At 41.0% G+C, this 17,318-nt stretch carries 12 protein-coding genes; 1 reads left to right on the top strand and 11 read right to left on the bottom strand.

The window, feature by feature from the left end:
- Nucleotides 1-17: 17 nt before the first annotated feature.
- From BMZ58_RS16690 to BMZ58_RS16660, 7 genes are all read right to left on the bottom strand, one after another.
- Nucleotides 18-230: a hypothetical protein gene (locus BMZ58_RS16690; RefSeq protein ID WP_075037701.1), complete on the bottom strand. Its 213-nt coding sequence runs from the start codon at nt 228-230 to the stop codon at nt 18-20.
- A 249-nt stretch (nt 231-479) separates the two neighbouring features.
- On the bottom strand, nt 480-2,825 hold the full coding sequence (gene helD / locus BMZ58_RS16685; RefSeq protein WP_075037700.1) for an RNA polymerase recycling motor HelD: 2,346 nt from the start codon (nt 2,823-2,825) through the stop codon (nt 480-482).
- A gap of 376 nt (nt 2,826-3,201) precedes the next feature.
- Complete coding sequence (locus tag BMZ58_RS16680; RefSeq protein ID WP_075037699.1) at nt 3,202-3,678, bottom strand: SRPBCC family protein; 477 nt, start codon at nt 3,676-3,678, stop codon at nt 3,202-3,204.
- A 210-nt stretch (nt 3,679-3,888) separates the two neighbouring features.
- Nucleotides 3,889-4,722, bottom strand: coding sequence for an STAS domain-containing protein (locus BMZ58_RS16675; RefSeq protein ID WP_075037698.1), 834 nt, complete (start codon nt 4,720-4,722; stop codon nt 3,889-3,891).
- Between the two features lie 255 nt (nt 4,723-4,977).
- Nucleotides 4,978-6,600: an FAD-dependent monooxygenase gene (locus tag BMZ58_RS16670; protein ID WP_075037697.1), complete on the bottom strand. Its 1,623-nt coding sequence runs from the start codon at nt 6,598-6,600 to the stop codon at nt 4,978-4,980.
- Nucleotides 6,601-7,169: 569 nt separating this feature from the next.
- Nucleotides 7,170-8,207, bottom strand: a complete 1,038-nt coding sequence (locus BMZ58_RS16665) for a DUF4179 domain-containing protein (protein ID WP_075037696.1) — start codon at nt 8,205-8,207, stop codon at nt 7,170-7,172.
- Nucleotides 8,200-8,733 carry a sigma-70 family RNA polymerase sigma factor gene (locus tag BMZ58_RS16660; RefSeq protein WP_075037695.1) on the bottom strand — a complete coding sequence of 178 codons (534 nt, stop codon included), beginning with the start codon at nt 8,731-8,733 and terminating at the stop codon, nt 8,200-8,202. Before BMZ58_RS16660 ends, BMZ58_RS16665 begins: the two co-directional genes overlap by 8 nt.
- A gap of 247 nt (nt 8,734-8,980) precedes the next feature.
- Between BMZ58_RS16660 and BMZ58_RS16655 the strand changes: the two genes are divergently transcribed.
- On the top strand, nt 8,981-9,859 hold the full coding sequence (locus BMZ58_RS16655; protein ID WP_075037694.1) for an NAD(P)-dependent oxidoreductase: 879 nt from the start codon (nt 8,981-8,983) through the stop codon (nt 9,857-9,859).
- Between the two features lie 103 nt (nt 9,860-9,962).
- On the opposite strand, the gene BMZ58_RS16650 is transcribed toward BMZ58_RS16655, so the two are convergent.
- The 4 genes from BMZ58_RS16650 to BMZ58_RS16635 all read right to left on the bottom strand — a co-directional run bounded on the left by BMZ58_RS16650 (nt 9,963) and on the right by BMZ58_RS16635 (nt 17,179).
- Entirely contained in the window at nt 9,963-11,102 is a 1,140-nt protein-coding gene (locus BMZ58_RS16650; protein ID WP_075037693.1) for a mannitol-1-phosphate 5-dehydrogenase, read from the bottom strand.
- Between the two features lie 5 nt (nt 11,103-11,107).
- Nucleotides 11,108-13,195 (bottom strand): BglG family transcription antiterminator, encoded by a 2,088-nt coding sequence (locus BMZ58_RS16645; RefSeq protein ID WP_075037692.1) that lies wholly within the window; start codon nt 13,193-13,195, stop codon nt 11,108-11,110.
- A 108-nt stretch (nt 13,196-13,303) separates the two neighbouring features.
- Nucleotides 13,304-15,241, bottom strand: a complete 1,938-nt coding sequence (locus BMZ58_RS16640) for a PTS mannitol transporter subunit IICBA (protein ID WP_075037691.1) — start codon at nt 15,239-15,241, stop codon at nt 13,304-13,306.
- 417 nt (nt 15,242-15,658) lie between these two features.
- A complete protein-coding gene (locus tag BMZ58_RS16635) occupies nt 15,659-17,179 on the bottom strand; it encodes an MFS transporter (protein WP_075037690.1) in 1,521 nt (506 codons plus the stop codon).
- Nucleotides 17,180-17,318 lie beyond the last annotated feature (139 nt).

Raw genomic sequence — 17,318 nt, 5'->3', positions numbered from 1 at the left:
CCACCACCACTTCTTGCTTATGTATTACTTCCATTCAAATGATAATAGGCAAAAACACAAACGGCATATAAAGGGGCTGTGATAGAAATGAAAGTTATACCTGAGAGGATTTTTTCACTATCATAAAAATCCAGTTTTGCTGCAAAGTATAGCAGCCATGAAGTAATCGCTGCTACAGCAATTAAATAATGAAGCTTTTCCTCACCTAACTCAATTTTCTTTTTCCCCACAAGTTCACCTCCCAGCACCTTCATACCATTTATACGAATCGGATTTTCAATGGTTTCACTGTTTTACACTTGGAAAATAACAATGCCTGCCTCCACTATGAAAATCGTGAAGTCAGGCACCGGGGGGGCATTTCAATAGGAAAACTTACGTGCATGGGCTGGTACATCCGGGACACGCAAATGATACGCTGAACAGATGGAATCGGTACAAATTACTTACCTAAATTCTATTTATCCTAAAAACCATCATCATCCTTGGGAGATCAGCTCTCGGCCAGATGGAATGTTACTCAAGAATTGGTTCGGCTCACCTACACTATAAATTTGCAATTGATGCATCGCTCTAGTACAAGCAGTGTAAAACATCCGGCGAAGGTTCTCTTCCCCATAAACTTCCATGGATGCATCATAAATAACGACCGCATCAAATTCAATTCCTTTTGCAAGGTAAGCCGGAATAACGATAACCCCTTTTTCATACTCATCATTATTTTTCTTCACCAGTTTAAGGTTGTGGATACGATCACGCAGCACATCATAAGCAACAGAACTTTCCGCAGCTGACTTACATATGATGGCGATCGTTTGATAGTCACTATTTCTTAAGGCTTCGATTTTAGTCCCTATTTCAGTGTGTAATTCATCATGATTAGCTAAGATAGAAAGGATCGGTTTATCTCCTTCACGGTCAAAAGCTTCAATATGTTCCCCTTCTGGGACAAGCTGCCGGGTGAACTCAATGATTTGCCTTGTAGACCGATAGCTGCGTTGTAAGTTGATATATTCTGTTTCACTTTTCCCATATAAGCTGGTTAACGACCGGAAATCCACAGAATGATCGGCGTGTGCAAATATGGCCTGGTTAAAGTCCCCAAGGACCGTCATTTTTGCCATTGGAAATAACCTTTTCAAAAACTCGAATTGGAATACAGAATAATCCTGGGCTTCATCTACCAGCACATGTTTGATAGAAGTATTGGAGTGGAACCCTTGAATGAGTTCTTTTAACAGCAAATAAGGGGTAGCATCCTCCTGGAATAGCTTGTTTTCCTCCAGCATTTTTCTTGTGGAAGAGCAAATATCTTCCCATTCTGGCGGAAGATCCTGTTCCTCCCATAACTTTTGCTTTATAGAATTTTCAAAGAGCTGCCTATACAAGCCTTTGATATTAATGAACTGAAGACCTTCTACCTTTTTACGTAAAGGCTTCAACTTGCTTCGTACAATCATACGAGTAAGCACCTTTTTCTCTTTCACGTAAAATTCAAAGGAATCTTCATTAAATTCATCGGTTTCCTCCAATTGATTGTATACCTTTTGAAGCTCATCTTTGCTAAGCAGCTCTATTTGATCCTGTACCCACTTCTTCTTCCTCTCTAGTTTTTCGGTTTTATCGATTTCTTTAAGAAGCCGTTCTTTCAACATATCTATCCGGTTATGAAAGCGAAGCGACGTATTTTCCCGATAAAAAATATCCTTTACTTGCTTTGCGGATACAATCGTTTGACCGCGAAACTTTAATCCTTTGAATAACATTCCATCCGACTCTAAAGCTTCCCGGTACTTTTTGACTGCTTCAAAGAAGTGTGCGGACGCTTTAAATTGAATACTGGCTTTCCTTGTTTTATAAGCAGGATCCTCTGTCTCCACCAGCAAATATTCCAATTGTTCATAAGGGTCCTCAATTGTAAAGGAGTCCCCTAACCGGTGTTCCAGGTAACTTTGAAAAGTTTCCTGCAGCATATTCTCCTCTCCAAGTTCTGGTAAGACATGGGATACATAATTACTGAACATGTTGTTCGGGGAAAATAATATGATTTGATCCGCCTTCAACGTCTCGCGGTATTTATAGAGAAAATAAGCAATTCGCTGAAGGGCGGCTGATGTCTTCCCACTCCCCGCAGCTCCCTGTACAATTAGAAGTCTGCCGCGAACGTTCCGAATGATTTTATTCTGTTCCTTTTGTATCGTTGCAACGATACTTTGCATATGTTTATTAGACCCTTGTCCCAGCACTTCCTGCAAAATTTCGTCACCGATCGTAAGGCTAGTATCGAACATGGACTGGATCACGCCATCTCTGATGTTATACTGCCACTTTCCTTCCAGTTCCCCATGAATAACGCCTTCAGGAGTAGCGTATTCAGCCGGGCCAAGAGGATAATCGTAATAAACACTCGATATCGGAGCTCTCCAATCATAAATGAGGATCGTTTCCTTCGTTTCATCGAAAACCGTCGAAACACCGATATGAATCCGCTCTGCATCATTCGTACCCTCTTCTGTAAAGTCAATCCGACCGAAATAAGGGACTTTCTCGATACGTTTAAGCTTTTCCAACCTTTTATAAGAATGGCGATGCGTGCCTTGGCTTACTGATAAATCCTGCGCTTGTTGTCTCATTCCGATAATCGTTTCAAGGTAATCGTCGAATGTGTCCATATTTACCTTAAGATCATCCCAAAAGTGTTTCCGGATATGGATCACTTCTTCTTTACGCTTGGCTGCGTCTTCTTCAACCTCGTTTATTTGCTTCTTGATGGTTCGCTTCACCTTATCCAAGTATTCCTGCTCTTTCTGAATTTCTTTAGCCACATAAACCACTCCTTAAGAAAATACAAATTCAAGGTTGACTTTCCAGCAGTTTTAGAATACAATCTAAAATAGAGGGAACTATACCCAAAATAAAATAAACGTAAGTCAATAATTAAATTTAACACAGATTCTTTTCTATAGCAATATATATGTATCATTAAAAATGTATAACACTTGATAAAAAAACCAGCTCGGCGATAAGCCCGCAGCTGGTTTTTACATTTCTAAGTGGAGAAAATCCGCACACACTCAACCACTTGTTTCATACAAATCTGCAGCCGGGCAAAATTCCCGCCCTATGGAGGAAATGCCAACTACGATTCCCCATTCAATTATATGAGGAAGCTTTTTGGAAAACTCTCAATCAGCAAGGAAATTAACGAAGATCCAATGATTTTCGATACATTTCCCGTAATTCCGCTGCATTATCTTTCCATTCCACCGGATGCCCGTCGACTAACTGGTGAAGGGTATCCAGACACCTGTGCCATCCAGCAGCCACATACATCGCCATTTCCTTATCATCAAAAACATGAGTGAAGACCATCAGGCAGCCTTCTCCTTCTTCCCGCAAGGAGATTTGTATCTGATCATCCACTTCCTGGAATTCAAAAGTATGAGGACTTTCCAACGCAGTTATGACGGCTTCATATATCGACCCTTCCCCATCATCGAAACCAATCTTACCACCCAATTTAAGGTCCATCTCCCCTGTCGCGAAAGGGTACCATTGGGAAAAGTAACTAGGATCCGTTATAATCGGAAATACTTCTTCTGGTTTACTAGAGAAAAAACGTTCAAATCTTAATGCATAGCGACCATTTGACTCCTGTAGTGTTCCAAGTTCCTTCATATTTCACCCTCCACATTTTTAATCCTTTTTCTACTTTCCCCTTCTCTTTTTCACAACCAAACAATATCTACCGCCCACCTGCTCCTAGAAAAGAAAGGAGAGGCAGCTGTGAAAGCCTCTCTCCTTTTTCAGGTCGCCAATCATTGTAACGACAAAATGACCTTAAAACAGATATGAAAAGGGTTTTCGTCGAGGTGGAATCCTGTGTACCTATTGAAGCTGAGGAAGAAAATATTCGCTTAACGCTTGCTGTAAAGTAGCCAGCGTTTCCGTCTGTTGATTGAAATGGACTCCGCTACTTGTAATTTCTCTTACAATTTCTTTCCTTAAACCAGTGATGACTGTCTTGCATCCCATCATGCCAATACCATCAATACAGCTCATTAACTCAACCGTGCTTTCTTTGTCCATCGCTGCGATGCCGGACAAATCCATGATCAATGTCTCAATTCTCAAGTCAGAGACTTTTGTTAACACTTTGTCTTTCAGAATCTCTATCCGGTTGGCATCCATCGCTCCGATAAGTGGAAGAATACAGATCGAGGAACCAATTGGAATGATTGGGACAGAAAGATTTTTGACCAGCTCCTGCTGAGCAGAGAGTAAGGAATCTTTGTATGTAGAATACCTGATGAAGAACGAATTCAGAAATTCATCCACCCGATTATTAATCGCGCTTTCCAACTGGAAAAAATCACGGACTTCCTTATTCTTATTCATTTCATAGTATTTCTCAATCATCTTCCACAGTGTTCTGCGGATAGCTTGGATCCATTCTAATTTGAATGAAAGGTCAATGGAGTGAGTGGCCCAAGCAATTCCCTCTTGTTTGGCAAACGACCTCAACGCTTCATCTTCCCCATCAATAATATAAAAAACCAGGTGATGCGCATTGTTCACAAGGTCGATGTTCCCTATAGTTAAAATTTCGTCAATTTTGTCTTTGACGTTCACTGCCTCCGACAAAAGTGTCTGCTCAAAAATGTGGCTGTTTTTTTCGAAGAATCCTTTTAATTGATTAGAGTAATCATAAGTTAGTTCCATAACTGTCATCCTTCCCCGTATTTATTAAAAGGCTTCACATCGAGATATAGGTTTCTTTATCACCTTAACTCATTAAACCTATTATATATTTTACTATAAGATCCCTCACAATTCACTTCTCCTAGGCTGTAAATCATTACCTCCAGCAATCACTTCAAAATACAATCACCTAATTGCCGACCCCTGATAATATTGGACCCTGAAGAAGAAACGCTAAAGAGATAAGATAAACTTTGGAGGCATATTCCCGATAAATTAACCAAAATAGTTGACTAAAGCTTCTTTTAAATCACCAACATGATCAAAGGAAGTGTGGACTAGAAAATAAGCATCCGGGCGAATAATCATTGCATCCCCCTTAAATAAACCTAATCTCTCCTTTGCTTCCCCGTTTTTGTCAAGGTAAATTCCATCTCCAGTATACTCCGTTCCCAGCCCATCGCTTTCCACAATAAAAACAGGTGTCAGGAAAGTCCCTACCTTCTGATAAAAAACTTGAAGCGCTTTTCTTACTTGGCTTTCCAGTCTTGGCAGGCTATTTTCGTCGGTATACATAACTAATAGACATTCCCCTGATTTCAACAAATGGTACAACTCACTTTTCTCTTTTTGTACCGTGTAAAGGCGAATATTCGGAACTCTTTCTCCTGCTGTTACTTTTTTAGGTTTGGGGCTCTTCCCCATTCGTTTCGAAAACGAAGTAAATGTATATTCAACTTCTATTTGTGATAAGCGGGAGGCTATTTGCTTCTGGATCGTACCATTGTTCAGGATTAGCTGGAATGCTTTATTTCTGGCCTTTATAGCATATTTATTTTGAATACTCATAATCCGGATCAAACGTTCTGTGGCATCAATAACACCTTGAGCTACCGGCTTTCTTTCTTCCTGATAAGTATCTAGTAAACGTGGGGGCAGTTGATATTTCAAAACATAAGCTAGTTTCCAGGATAGATTGATAGCATCCTGGATCCCTACATTCATTCCTTGGCCCCCTAACGGATTATGAATGTGTGCCGCATCACCTACAAGGAACAGTCGCTTATCCTTATAAGAGGGAACATGACGATGAGAAGCAGTAAAGCTTGACAGCCAATAAGGATCCAGCAACTGCAAAGGTTCCGGATACAGCTTTGTTACTGAATCCTGGATTTCTTTGAAGGTAACCTCTTCAGGGAATCGGTCGCCTTGTTTATCAAAGTCCATGACAATTACTCTCGTGTATCCATTCTGGAAAGGAGCAAAGAAAAGCAAACCACGTTCTGTAGAGATAAGGGATAATCGATTGTCTAAAGAAGGTTCATCGATTTTCACATCCCCAAGCATAAAAGATACATTCTCTGATTCTCCCTCAAACGGCATCTGAGCGAGATCTCTTGTAGTACTATGAGCCCCGTCACATCCTATTATATATTTAGACGTGATCGTCTGCTCTTTTCCATTTTTTAACACAGTAGCCCGGACGAAATCTTTCTCCTGTTGCACATCCAGCAGTTTTGTACTTCGCTGCACTGTTTTGTCAGGGAGATTATTTTCTAAGATTTTTTCCGTCTCACTTTGAGGCAGGATACTTAAAAAAGGATAATCCGTTTTCATTTTCAACAGGGAAACGTCCATGGAAAATAACCTTTCATCACGATAATAAAAATTCAAATGTTCACCTATTGTGCTTTCCTTCATCAGTTTGTTTGTAACGCCGAATATCCTCAATAATTCAAGCGTACGGGAATGAACAACTAGAGCTTTAGAATATAAGGATGGCTGTTCGTTTTGATCAATGATCTGGTACTGGACACCATAGTTATTCAATTGATTCGCCATCGTCAATCCCGTAGGCCCGGCACCAACGATTAATACCTCTGTATCTAATTCGTACATGAGAATCCTCCTAAATAAATCAAAACTGACGAGTCTGAATCTCCATTAGCAGAGAGAGTAACTCTGATTAGCAGGGGCACTCATTTCCAAAAATAGCCCAAATGAAGTATGCAACTTGAAGAGGCTCTTCATATATATTTTTTTGAGTTAGAAATGTACCCTATAGATGACATTCTAATGGTAAAATTTAAATACTCTTTTTTATTCCCTTAAAATGAAGAAAACTAACCTGAATTTTAGGTTTTCTAAATAATTTTGGTTTTTTACTAAAAAACAAGAAAAAGCTGAAGAACAGTTTATCTGTCTTCAGCTCGTAACATGCAAGAGGGCTTGGCATATTCATTTCCTTCCGATATTTAAGTTGAACATATTTTTATAACTCTTATTCTTTCATAGTAACCCCACGTCCTTTAATGAGGATACAACTATATATACGCCCAGCCTGCCTTCAAATCCTATCTAGAAATACGATACCTTGGCTTTAGAGTTCTTCCTATGCATGATTCATTTCACCCACGAAGTTTCTCTATAAACTCGCCCATTCGCCTTAACTCCACGGTGCACCACATTCATTCAATTTTATTTTTATCCTTGCTCAGCACATGAACCTCATAGCGATCTTCTCTGATGGACTTAGTCTTTTCTCCGCTTTGAATAAAAAGATCGATTTCGCTTTTAATTTCTTCTGCTATTTCTTTAGACCTCCGGGATGATTGACCAAGCGATGTTTTGATTTTGATTTGTAATGGATAGGGGTGGAAGGAGTACGAAAATCCTGTGACAGGAAATTGCTCTGATTCCATCATCGCCTGGGCAATATCATTAATAGCTCCAGTTTTTCCCCAGCGGATCTCCTGTTCCCTAGCTCTTTTTTGTACCTGTCGAATATCTAAGTCTGGATCCTCGCCATATTCCTTTCCTTCTTCCAGCATAATTTCTTCTAAAAGATCCAATCGTTTTTCTGTCTCAGGAACAATTACGTTGATATACACCCCTTGTGTTGGGTTCATCTGGACCTGAACCGGGAACATCAGTTCGAAACTGTTCTTTTCGAGACGTTTTGTCAACTTTGTTTCCAGTTCTTCGGTATTCTTCTGATATTCCTCGATTTCTTCTTCTGTCACATCTGTCTTTGTGTTTCTTTCTTTAAAAGGTTTGACAGAAACGGAATAATCGTTGAATCCTTTATCTTCTAATTCCTCTTCCACCAATAGCTGCACAGCAAAATCATCATTGTTCATGCTTTTCATTTCAATGATGACTTCTTTATCATCCCAACTCACCTGGATATTCTCCATTTGATAACCCTCTTTTTTAAGAGAGAGACTGATGTCTTCATAAAAGGCATCCAACCGTTCCATCCGATCTTCTTTCTGGTCCAGGAACTGACTGATGTATGGAATTTTAGCAACGACATGTTCCATAGCCGGGGTAAACATCAATCCACCTATAAATAGAAAGATACAAGCGGCAGCTGCCCATCGTTTTCTGAATTTCTTCTTTTTTACTCGAACTGGTTCTTTAAGCCGATTTATTACATTGTTTTGATTTTCTTTATTGAATTTCAAATTCTTTATCTCTTCTGGGTAATCCCAACGTTCACTCAAATGTCTCTCCTCCTTTCAGTACTCTCTTTAAATTTTTCCTCGCTCTATGAAGGCGTGTTTTAACCGTACTCTCCTTTATATTCAACAGATCAGCAATTTCTTCTATCGTTAACTCTTCATAGTAATAGAAAATGATGACTTCCCTAAGCTTTACCGACAGCTTCAGCACCTTTTGAAAAAGCAGCTTTTTCTCTTCTCTTTCAAGGATTTGCGCACTGACATCTTCCTGTGTTCTTTCTGAATTAATCGATTCAGATGGAATCATGTTTTTGAACGACCAGCTCCTCACATAATCTTTACAGTGATTGACAGTGATTCTATAAAGCCACGTCCGGTAACTGGAGCGGTTCTCAAATGTATGTAGTTTTTGATAACATCGAATAAATATTTCTTGAGATAAATCTTCTGCTAATTGCCGTTCTTTCACATAAGTAAAAGCAATTCTAACCACCATGTCTCCATACTTTTCCATTAATTCCATTAGGATCTCTTTATCTGTGTTTTTCTTAAACTTTTCTTCCTGCATGGTATCCCCCCTTTTTCTGTCCTTTTTGTTTGACGAAATAAATCAAGAATGGGTTCCGTACTATTAATGGTTGATTCATATAAAAGAACTTTTATTGAATAATAAACATGCTTCTATCCACCCAAAGATAAGTGTTTATACTGTTTTCCCTTAATCTCCGATGCTTGCTAAAGAGAGTCTATCGAAGATAATTCCTCGAATAATATGATAGGATGGAGGCAAATACATACAAGGAGAGGATACCGCTATGAATAGTAAAAAAATAGGGTTTGTCGGCACAGGGGTCATGGGGAAAAGTATGGCCCGCCACTTAATGGGTGCTGGGTACACACTGAATGTATTTACACGGACTAAAGAAAAGGCTGTGGAACTCTTGGATCAGGGAGCGAACTGGAAGGATTCTATCGCTGACCTGGCACAAGACTCTGACATCATCATTACGATCGTCGGTTATCCTAGTGATGTGGAAAGTATTTATTTCGGCGAAGCAGGCATTTTAGAGAATGCCGAACCAGACAGTTATGTGATTGATATGACCACCTCCTCCCCACTGCTTGCTCAAAAGATAGACAAACAAGCCAAGGAAAAAGGCATCCATGCCCTCGATGCACCTGTTTCCGGTGGAGATGTCGGCGCACAAAATGGCGCTCTCACCATTATGGTTGGAGGAGACAACGAATCATACCAAGCGGTCCGTCCTGTTCTTGAAATCATGGGGCAGAACATCGTTTTACAAGGAGAAGCCGGGGCAGGCCAACATACCAAAATGTGTAACCAAATCGCTATCGCATCCGGAATGCTTGGCGTCACAGAAGCAATTTTATACGCCGAAAAAGCGGGTCTTGATCCTAAAACAGTGCTAAAAAGCATTGAATTCGGAGCTGCCGGCAGCTGGTCTCTCTCAAATCTGGGTTCCCGGATGATAGAAGAGAATTTCGCTCCTGGATTTTATGTCAAACATTTTATTAAGGACATGAAAATCGCCATTGAATCCGCGGAACAAATGCAAATTCCTGTACCAGGATTGAAACTTGCCAAAGAGTTGTATGACAAACTGAATGACGAAGAAGGCGGAAATGATGGTACCCAAGCCCTGCTTAAATATTACAGAATAATGATGGCCTGATTCCGTGCCTGACCCCCACTATATTAAAGTATTAACGCGGGGGGTCAGGCACCAGTAATACAAAAAAGAGCCTGATTCATTTTCATATCAGACTCTTTCAGATTTATTTTTTCAATTCCTCATATTGACGGACTACTTCTCTCGTCAGCTGATCGTCTTCCTCCAGCTCACTTACGGTTTTCAACACGTAAGCTGGACCGTGTTCTTTGATCATTTCCTGGATTTTCATTGCTTCTTCGTCCTCTGGGTGGTCGAACAATAACGCTGCTGCGATCGCTTTAGCAAGATTCGTATAAGATAACCCTGCTTTTTTCGCCTGTGTTGCTGGACGAATCAATCTATCCTCAGGTCCCAGCTTTCTAATCGGCGCACGTCCGACTCTTGTGACGCCGTCATTCAAATAGGCATTTTTGAAACGTTCGATGTTCTTATTGATGTATTGGAGATGTTCTTCTTCATTCAGACCATATTCCTGGACCAAATAGGCACCCGTTTCCTTAAGTGTCTCCCGGACCTGATTGGCGACTTTCTCATCCGCAAGCGTCTGGTCGATGGTTTCTTTACCTTCAAGATAACCAAAATATGCGATTACCGCGTGGCCTGTATTAACCGTAAACAGCTTTCGTTCGATAAACGGAGCAAGGTCATCGACGATTGTCATCCCTTCTACTGCCGGGATCTCCTCTTTCGTTTCCACAACCCATTCAAAATAAGGTTCTACGAGCACATCAAGAGAATCCCGGTCCTGGATTGGCACGATACGGTCGACAGCTGAATTAAAGAAATAGACGGTTCCTTCGATTTTCTTCTTCGTTTCTTCATCCAGATGTTCGAAGATATGTTTCTTTAAAATGTCTGTTGCACCGATTTGGTTTTCGCATGCAATAATATACAGATTTTCCTGTGATGCAGCCGCGCGTTCGGAAATTCCCCGGGCGATCAACGGTGCAATCCTCGGTAAAATATTTGGACCGATCGCTGTCGTCAGGTAGGTCGCATTCTGAATCGCTTCTACCACTTCATTTTCCTGTTTTATATTGTTTAATCCTGATACGTTTTCAATCGTCACGGTCTCTTTCTGTTCAGTCGCTAACTTAACTTGATAGCTTTTTTCTTCATTCAATTTGTTAATGATTTCGTCTGCGATATCGACAAAAGTTACGTGATAATCAGACTGAGAAAATAGTGCCCCAATAAATCCTCTGCCAATGTTTCCTGCTCCAAAATGAACGGTTTGCTTCACGGTCATCATTCCTTTATCAAATTATTTTTCAGATAGTCTAAAAATAAATCTTCCAATTTTTTTCGAATCATTGCTTCGTTTGAAGAGGAGAAAATCATCATTGCGAAATCACTTTCGATCAAGCTTGTACTGATGATACTAAGTATTTCCTGTTCCCGCTTGCTCATGTTTTCAGGTGCCAGCATCAGCAGCAGGTTCTTCATTTGCATTTCCTCCCCATCCATCCCCTTGACCTTACAAGGGGTCCCTAAATGGGAAACACGGAAAATGAGTTCGTGGACATTGTCGTCACGGCAATGAAAAAGGCCCATGTTCGTGTTGGGTATCCCGAGGCCGCCTTTTTTCTCCCGCTCCTCCAACTCTTGCATCACCTTAGCATAATTTGTGAGCAGACCTTCCTGTTCTGCCTGGTCCACCATCTCTTGTAAAACATTCCAATGGTCTCCGTCTTGCTTTGTACGGTAGACTAACAAATTTTCCAAAATGGCATCCATACTGGAATGGACATCTTTGATCTCCTGCAGCAATTCCTTCACATCATGTTGTTTAGTTGGAGGTTCGGCTTCCTGCTGCTCCTTCGGATTCAAGTACTGATTTTTCCTTGTTAGCTTATCCAGATTATTTTGCAGATAGCTCTTGATGAATCCGATATCTTTTTCACTTAACAAGGGACTGACCAGAATGTAATCAATATCCGTGAAAGGAAGCCTGACCGTGGAAATCACAAGGTCAAAGTTATCCAGATTAGCGGATTGGAAATCTTTAATCGATAATATTTTCACATCCGTAATTTCTGTCAGTTCTTTTTGCATACGGCTTGCCAGCATCTTAGAAGCACCAATTCCTGTCGGACAAACGACGACAGCGTTAATTTTCACTTTTTCTTCATGCACGAGAAGGGCTGAGCCAAAATGCAGAACGATAAAGGCGACTTCATCATCCGGAAAATCGATATCGTTGAATTCGCTTTCCAGGCTTTTCTTTACCGCCATGAATAACACTGGATACTTTCTCTTTATTTCTTCTGTCAAAGGGTTGAATAATTCCAGTTGTTGTTTCAAGCGGAAAATCGAGGGCTCCATATGGGCAAGCAACCCTTGAAACAAGGAAAAGTCGTCAGATAAATCCACATTCAGCATGAAAGAAACATCTTTGATGACGTTTCTAATCAGCTTTCCAAGCAGTACGCTGTCATAGTAGCCAGCATCAGCAGCCTGGACTTTTGAGCCTTTTAAGATGATCGTCAAAAAGTGAACATCACTATTCGTGATCGGTATGGAAAGTTTTTCTTCCAGTTCTTCCCTTATCGTTTTCATTAACTGAAACTCACTCGAAGATTCATTCTCTTCTTTGTATTCCTTTTGCAGGGAAAAACCATCTTGAGTGCGTTGAATGGTAAGGCAAATGTAAACAATGAGACCGATATAATCACTGTCTGCCAACCTCGTCTGCCCTTTATTGACTTTTTGATTCACCAGCTTGTCGATCACTAATAAATACTGGGGAGAAAAATAACCGAGGATTTTTTCGTTGTCCTCTTTCCCTTGTTCCAGTAAGTACAAATTCTCGATCAACTCTTCATAAAAGTACACTAAGAAATAGTTGGCAAGCGCATGCCGCTTGTTAACTTCCTCGGCAATCAGCTCTATCCCTACTCCTCTTTTTCTTGTAAGTGTGATGGAAAATTTATTCAACCATTGCGCCAAATCATCCAGATAGGCAGATAACGTCGCACCGCTTACTCCAAGCTCGTTGGCGAGCACCTGCTTTTTAATCGAGGGGCCTTCCTGGAGCAAGATTATAAGCAACCTCAACTTTCTTTCTTCTGGTGTTTCATCCGTCGGGTTAACACCGGCAAGGTTCTGGATCAGTCTGAAAATCTGTTCATTTTTACCATCGATAAAAAGACCATCATCCGCCCTCCGGTTCAACGTCAGATCAAATTGCTGCAGAATCTTTTCGATGGATTTCAAATCCCTTTGGACCGTTCTCCCGCTGACATTTAAAAACGAAGAAAGCGAGTGGACGGTGTGCTTTCCCGATGTTCGGACAATCATATCAATGATGGATTTTTCCCTTGAGGTGATAAACATTCTTCTCACTCATTTCATTAATTAAGATGTCCCTCTTTCAAGAGAAAAAAAGCGGGAAAAAGCAGAACAGAAAGGCAGGAATAACCCCGCCTTTCTCCTCTAAGTTGCTTATTTGCTGTTGATGATATCCTTAATTTCTTTAGCCGATTTCGCTTCAATCATTTGATCGACATTTTCCTGTTCGGAACAAATCACGGCAATACCAGAAAGGATTTCCAAGTGTGTGCCATCTTTACCGGCGATTCCGAAGATCATCTTCGCCTGTTCTCCATTAAAATCTACCCCATTCGGCACCTGGATAACCGTAAAGCCGGATTTGAGGACAGCCTTTTTCGCTTCTTCTGTACCATGTGGGATGGCCACGTTATTACCCATATAAGTGGAGGTGATCTCTTCACGGTCAACCATCGCATCCACATAGCTGTCTTCCACGTAACCCGCCTTGGCTAACACTTCTCCGGCAAAACGGATGGCTTCTTCTTTTGTAGAAAATTCCTTGCCGATAAAGATGTTCTCTTCCAACAGCAAGTCATCATCCTGATCCATCTGCGGCTCTGTGTCTACCGCATCTTCTTCCGATTCTTCTACAAGTTCTGCCTGTTCTTCTGTAATATCATTTTGCAGACTCGCGATCAATTTATCGTACTCTGGGCTTGATAAGAAGTTATCAACCGAAATGTGGTAAGCATTCGGCATTTTACTTTTCGCCCTCGGTGTCAACTCTTCCTGTGTGATGACAATATCCGTATCTGCAGGGATATTACTGATCGCTGTATTTGTAACAGATACATCCAAGTCGGCTTCTTTTACTTTCTTCTTAAGCAGGGAAGCTCCCATGGCACTCGATCCCATGCCAGCATCACAAGCAAAGATGATCTTGTCGACTTTCTGAGGGAACTCGCCATTATTTACTGCTTCATCTGCAGTTTCCTCTCCTGCTACATTCCCTGCAACAGAGCTTTTCTTCCCTTTCATATCTTCCATCTTCTTCGTCGCTTCATTAATATCCTCATCCGTTTGCTTGCCTGTCTTAAGCACAAGAGCAGATACGATGAAGGAAACCGCGGTAGCCACAAGAACGGCAGCGAAGTTCGCTACATACACCATACCTTCTGGCGGGGTAACAGCAGAAATCGCCAGGATACTACCAGGAGAAGCCGGAGCTCCTAGACCTCCACCTAAAAGCACAAGGGTGAAAACTCCGCTCATTCCACCAAGAATAACAGAGATGATCAACATCGGTTTCATCAACACATACGGGAAGTAAATCTCGTGGATACCACCAAAGAAGTGAATGATACCCGCTCCTGGCGCTGACTGTTTTGCCGTTCCTTTGCCAAACAGCATGAAAGCCAATAACACACCAAGACCCGGTCCAGGGTTCGCTTCCAGCAGGAACAGGATCGACTTACCAGCTTCCTGTGCCTGGTCCAGTCCAATTGGAGATAGAACACCATGGTTGATCGCATTATTCAAGAATAAAATTTTCGCAGGTTCGATCAAAATACTTGTTAACGGAAGTAATCCAGCTCCGATTAACCAGTCCACTCCTACTACAAGTATCTTCGTGAAACCTTCAACTGCCGGTCCTACACCTAAGAATGCAAGAATCGCGAGAATACCACCGAGAATTCCAGCAGAGAAGTTGTTGACAAGCATTTCAAATCCGGATCTTATTTTTCCATCGATCATCTCGTCGAACTTCTTAATGACGTAAGCACCAAGCGGTCCCATGATCATGGCACCCATGAACATCGGCGTATCAGGGGCACCAACGATCACACCCATCGTGGCAATAGCACCCACAACTCCACCACGCTGGTCATGTATCAATTTACCTCCCGTGTAACCGATCAAAAGCGGCAACAGGTAAGTAACCATCGGGCCGACTAATTCGGCAAGGTTTTCATTCGGGAAGAAACCGGTCGGAATGAATAATGCCGTGATTAATCCCCATGCAATAAAAGCACCAATATTCGGTAAAACCATCGAGCTAAGGAAGTTACCGAACTTCTGCACTTTAACTTTAATATTTGATTGAGCCATTCAAACTCTTCCTTTCAGTAAAAATTATCATAAAAACTTTCTAACTTCATCATAGAGGAGTTATGGAGGCGCATTCAATAACAATGAAAACTAACTTTGTCGCACGTGTCGTGACAAACCTATTGTTTCTCTAATTTCAGGGGATATTCGGGAGAGGAAACGAGGACACCTGAGTTCTTTTCCCTTTCAAACCTATTCTTCCCTAAGAGGGCTTCTTCAAATAAAATGCTTCCGTAAAAAAACAGGCATCGCTTTGTCGCCTGTTTTTTTACGGAAGCCTTGATTCCAGGATAAATGGAGGTGAATCCTCCATTTATCTATGCCTAATCAGTACCGGACCATACTTTTTTCAGCAGGTGATGTGAGGAGTAGGCATTTTTCTTAGCACTTTCATTTCTCATTCTGTTCAGGCTTAGACTACTCATTCTGAAGTATCTGTTTTTCCTTCTTTACGAGTGATCTCCCTTTACCTGTCATCATTTTTACGACTGAAGCGACAAGCATAATGAGCCCCAGGATCAATAAAAGTGTAAACAAATCATGGTAAGCACCTAGAATGGCAGACTTTTTCACACTCAATTCCAACTGCTTTGGCGGACTTTCTATATTTAGATTCTGCTTGATTTCTTGATAGTGAAATGTATTCTGTCTTAGTAAGAGCCAGCCAACAAATGGAGAAAGCAAAGCTCCTGCAAAGTTTCGGATAGAGTGCAGTGTTGCAGATCGTTTGGATGCTTTATGGATATCGCCAGCTAGGGCTGTTCCCAGGGCACCGGATACAAGGACCATACTTACTCCAAAACCAAGCAATGCGATTTGTAAATAGAGGAACGGCAAGGGTATGTCAGGTTCTATCCCCCTCCATTGAATGCTGACATAAATCATCACAACCGATCCCAACATACCAAGGATTCCTGCCCCTAACTTATCAAAAAGCAGTGTTTTAACAATGGCGCTACCTATAATCCCAATAAAGAACCAAAAGTAAAAGTACGTTAGATTCAAGTATGGAAGCTCCATATTATGTTGTAAGAAACCATTGATACCAGCTATAGCTATGATTAATGAAGCATGAGAAACCACAGCCATGATTGTGCCGGAGACAGGCTTTGCTGCTTTCAATGTACGAAAAGGAACCAATGGTGCTTCTGCTTTCAAGTCGACATAAACAAATAGGCCCAACGACAAGAGCGCGATTATTAGAAACGGCCATACGTAAATAGATGAAAACCCATGTGGAGACAAATGGCATAATGGCAAGGCGAGCGTAAGGAATGTAAAACACAACAGAACTACCGCTTTTTTATCCACTTTCCTTTGTTCTTGCACCGGTTCTTCTTGTCTCGGTAATCCGAAAAAGCCAATGATGAAGCAAAGTAAAGATGCGATGACATTTAGTAAAAACAGCCATCTCCATGCATCTGTGTATAAGGATATCGAGCCACATAACGCTCCGAGAGCACTGGCGCCGAACAGCCCAGTGATAACCATAAATAAAAATAAGTTCCTGATTTTATTCGGAAATGCCCGTAAACTAACAGGTAAGATTGTTAAAAACAATATTCCTGACCCAAGCCCCTGGATCACTCTTCCGATAATCAATGTCACAATACCAGTAGAGATCAAATCTATAACCGAACCACATAAGAACATAAAAGTGAACAGTAAGTAATTTTTGCGCAGCCCCAACTTCCCGGTAAGAACGGGCCCAAGAGGTACTCCAAGTGCAAACGCCAAATTAGACAGGACTGAGGGCAAAAGTATATCTTCAGAACTTATGTGCAGTCCTTCCTGAATAACTCCTTGATTCAAGACATAGGAGAGATTAGAAAAATACTGCGCTCCTATCGCGAATATGGTTAAGAAAGAAATGATCAAGTATTGAGGTATCCCAATTTTATTTTTCACTAGTGCTGATGTATGAATCTGTTGACTCATCTATTTTCCTCCCATCCATTACAAGAAACCTCCTTATTTTTTACAGGTTAATTTGTATTATACAAGTTGTATTATACAACAAAAAAGTATAAAAAAATATCACTTACACTAACAATTTTCTCCCTCCCTCATACTGAAG

The organism is Halobacillus dabanensis, from assembly GCF_900114165.1.
In the GTDB taxonomy this organism is placed as follows: Bacteria; Bacillota; Bacilli; order Bacillales; family Halobacillaceae; genus Halobacillus; species Halobacillus dabanensis.
The sequence above is the reverse complement of the archived record's forward strand: the minus strand, read 5'-3'. Positions and strand labels throughout refer to the sequence as shown.